Source organism: Streptomyces sp. H27-H5 (genome assembly GCF_026627505.1).
GTDB lineage: Bacteria > Actinomycetota > Actinomycetes > Streptomycetales > Streptomycetaceae > Streptomyces.
This window is the reverse complement of record NZ_JAPNLK010000240.1, coordinates 1-3,256: the sequence shown is the minus strand read 5'-3', so window position 1 is coordinate 3,256 and position 3,256 is coordinate 1. Positions and strand designations below refer to the sequence as shown.

The window sequence follows — 3,256 nt, the reverse complement described above, 5'->3', positions numbered from 1 at the left end:
TGAGACTACTTCACAAATCCTGAAGTTCCTTCACTGGGCGCCGAACTGCGGAGTGAGGGGCAAACCCCCTGGCCAGCAGGCTCGACACCCCCAGGGCCTCAGAGGAACTCACGGGATGTCGCACACCAGCTCACCCTGAACTGCCCGGTCCGCAGCCCGGAAACCGCCGGGACGTGGATCGACGACGGCATCCCCATGCAGATCACCAAGGTCGAGCCCGGGAAGCTGTGGTTCCAGGGCGACATCGGACCACTCACCGTCCCCCGCAAGGCCAGCGAACTGGCTCAGACCGGCTGGCGGGTCACAGTGGTGCTGGCCTTCGCCCAAAACCGGTGGTGGCTGGTCGAGGTTGGCAACGTCTACCCGTAGCATCCCAAGCCAGAAGGCCAACCGGAACATCTCAAAGAGGTGCCGCAGAGGTTCCGGTCGAGAGCTTCGAGACGGATCAAAACGGGGGCTCCGCAGCGGAGTCGCCTGTGCCGTCGACGGGCGCTGCCGGCCGCGCAGGGCTGGCTGTGGCCCACGGGTCGTCCGGCGCGATCTCACGCGGCGGGACCGGGCGAGTGGTACGGGTGATCGTGACGGTCGCGAACGTCATCGAGGCGCCCACATCGTCGACATCCAGCACCATACGGGAGCGCTTCTCCCCCTCGGGGGTCTCCCACCGGTCGGTCCGCAGACGGCCCGCCGCTACCACCCTGGCCCCTTTCGTCAGCGACCCGGCCAGGTTTTCCGCCAGCTGCCTCCAGGCGCTGCGGTCCAGGAACGTCGGTTCCCCATCGCGCCAGGTGTTCGAATCACGGTCGAACGTACGCGGGGTCGAGGCCACCGTGAAGCGAGCAACAGGGACCCCCGCAGGCGTGAACCGCAACTCCGGATCGTCTACAAGGTTCCCGATCACCGTCAGCGGAAGCTCATTTCGCATGCAGGAAGCCTCCCACACACCAGTGACAACGCCCCCGGCATTTCCTTGTCGGCCGCGGAACGCCCTCCATCCCACGCAGCCTTCCCCTCGGAGCGCCCCTGACTCACTGGTTCGGTAACGATCGTTCGCGTTACACGAAGATCGACATGACGTTCCCGCAGGTCACGAATGTAACGCTTCCCGCGTACGCGCCTATGCCATGCGTTACCCCGTTTACGTTACGCTCGGACGATGAGAATCGGCGTCGCACGCGTGTCGAAACGGGACCAACACCCCGAAGCACAACAAGACGCCCTAAGAGCCGCAGGGTGCGAACGGATCTTCACCGACAAGGTCAGCGGCAAGCTCGCCCGCCGCCCCGAACTCGACAAGGCCCTCCTCGTCGCCCGCGAAGGCGACCAGTTGGTGGTGACCAAGCTCGACCGGCTCGGCCGCTCGCTGGAGAACCTGATCGACCTCGCCAAGGAGCTCCAGGCGCGCGGCGTGGACCTGGTCGTGCTCGACCAGGGCATCGACACCTCCACCGCCGTCGGCCGGATGTTCTTCCAGATCCTGGGCGCGGTCGCCGAGTTCGAGCACGCCCTCATGTCAGAGCGGACGATGGACGGCCTGGAGGCCGCCCGCGCCCGGGGCCGCACCGGCGGCCAGAAACCCAAGCTCGGCCCCCGCCAGGTCCAGCTGGCACGCGAGATGTACGACTCCGGCAAACTGACCGTCCAGCAGATCGCCGACGAGTTCGGCGTCACCCGCCCCACCATCTACCGCCACCTCGGCAAGACCGCCGCACCATGATCAATCCTTAACGCGCAATCCTGGAGCGATACCGGCGTGACCCCGGAACCCACTGCCGGCACCCGATCAGCGCATGGCCCACGCCTTCCCGCACATACGACAGGTGCACGGTGTTGATCCCGTTGGCGACCCCGTCGGCGCAGCCCATGTGCTGGCGTTTCACACCCGCGGTGGCCCGGCCCTTCTTCTCCTGACCGGTCTCGTCCAGAGCTCCGACCGTCATACTGCGGGCCGGCGCTGCCGCGTCCAGGCCCTCCACGACGTAGCCGCGGACGGCTCTCATCACCTCGGCGGTGTCCCAACAGGCCCGGTTCAACAGCCGTTGGACCTTGTCCGGACCGCGGTGCCCGATCCACTCCGCGATGGTCCAGCCGTTACGTTTGGGCAGGTCGGAGAGAACTGCCCGGACGTAGCAGGCTGCGGTCAGCCACGGCTGGATCCGGGCGAAGGCGCCACGGATCCGTTCCATCAGAAGGTTGATGCCCTCATCGGCCCGCCGGGCCTCTACCATCAACGCAGCGGCCGTTCTTGGATGTTGACTTCTCACAGAGCAACGATCCCGGAGCGGCCGCCTCACTGTCCGCCGAACCGGTCACAACAACACGTCGATCAACAGCGTCCCCGCAGCTCACCACACGAAGTGCGGCTGCCGTACCAGGAGCCTTTTTCACGTGTCACCCGCGAGGGTGACGGCAGTTCACGGCCTCGCGAGCGATTGTCGCAGGTCATGTGCGCGTGACTGTTTTGGACGGCCGGTGAGCTGCGGCGATGTGGTGCGAGGTGGTCCTGCGGGGCCGGTAGATTGACCTTGTGACCGATGCCCCGCCGCAGCTGCCCTCGTACGAGGAGTTGGCCGCGCTGGTGGTGGAGTTGAGATTGCTGGTGTCCGCCCAGGCAGCGACGATCGCAGAGCTGACCGCGAGGAGCATCGCGCAGGCGGAGCGGGTCGCGGAGTTGGAGCGACAGGTCGCGGCCAACTCGCACAATTCCTCGAAGCCGCCGTCGAGTGACGGGCTCGGCAAGAAGCCCGCGCCGAAGTCGTTGCGGCAGCGTTCGGGGCGCAAGCCGGGCCGGGCGAAGGGGGATCCGGGCGGGCAGCTGGAGCGGGTGGCCGATCCGGACGCGATAGTCGATCACCGGCCGGATGCCTGTGGCGGCTGCGGGGCCGGGCTTGGCGATGTGGCCGGTGCGGGGTACCGCGTCCGGCAGGTCTTCGATCTGCCGGCGGTGAAGGCGCACGTCACCGAGCACCGGCTGCACCGGATGGTGTGCGGGTGCGGGCAGGTCACCACCGCTTCGGCGCCCGATGATGTGAGTGCTTCCGCGGTGTACGGGCCGGGAGTTCGTGCGGCGATCTGCTACCTGTCGGCGTATCAGCATCTGCCGGCCAAGCGCCTGACCGAGGCGATGGACTGAGGGGCCTCGCGTTTTCCGGACAGGGATCTGACCGATTAATTCATGCGGCGAGTCGCAGATTCTCAAACTCGGCATGGACTTCCCGCGGAGGCCGGTAACCAACTGCCGAGTGGAGACGCTTGA

5 protein-coding genes are annotated in these 3,256 nt (G+C 66.8%); 3 read left to right on the top strand and 2 right to left on the bottom strand.

Annotated elements, in window-relative coordinates:
* Positions 1-195 precede the first annotated feature (195 nt).
* The gene (locus tag OTB19_RS42305) at positions 196-369 is read left to right on the top strand and encodes a hypothetical protein (protein WP_267804177.1); all 174 of its coding nucleotides are present in this window, start codon (positions 196-198) and stop codon (positions 367-369) included.
* Between the two features lie 76 nt (positions 370-445).
* Here the strand turns inward: OTB19_RS42305 and ssb are convergent, their stop codons facing one another.
* Complete coding sequence (ssb, locus tag OTB19_RS42300) at positions 446-925, bottom strand: single-stranded DNA-binding protein (protein WP_267804176.1); 480 nt, start codon at positions 923-925, stop codon at positions 446-448.
* Positions 926-1,156: 231 nt separating this feature from the next.
* Between ssb and OTB19_RS42295 the strand changes: the two genes are divergently transcribed.
* Complete coding sequence (locus tag OTB19_RS42295; protein ID WP_267804175.1) at positions 1,157-1,717, top strand: recombinase family protein; 561 nt, start codon at positions 1,157-1,159, stop codon at positions 1,715-1,717.
* 7 nt (positions 1,718-1,724) lie between these two features.
* Here the strand turns inward: OTB19_RS42295 and OTB19_RS42290 are convergent, their stop codons facing one another.
* Positions 1,725-2,186, bottom strand: a complete 462-nt coding sequence (locus OTB19_RS42290) for a transposase (RefSeq protein ID WP_267804174.1) — start codon at positions 2,184-2,186, stop codon at positions 1,725-1,727.
* A 341-nt stretch (positions 2,187-2,527) separates the two neighbouring features.
* Between OTB19_RS42290 and OTB19_RS42285 the strand changes: the two genes are divergently transcribed.
* Positions 2,528-3,133, top strand: coding sequence for a DUF6444 domain-containing protein (locus tag OTB19_RS42285; RefSeq protein ID WP_267804173.1), 606 nt, complete (start codon positions 2,528-2,530; stop codon positions 3,131-3,133).
* Positions 3,134-3,256 lie beyond the last annotated feature (123 nt).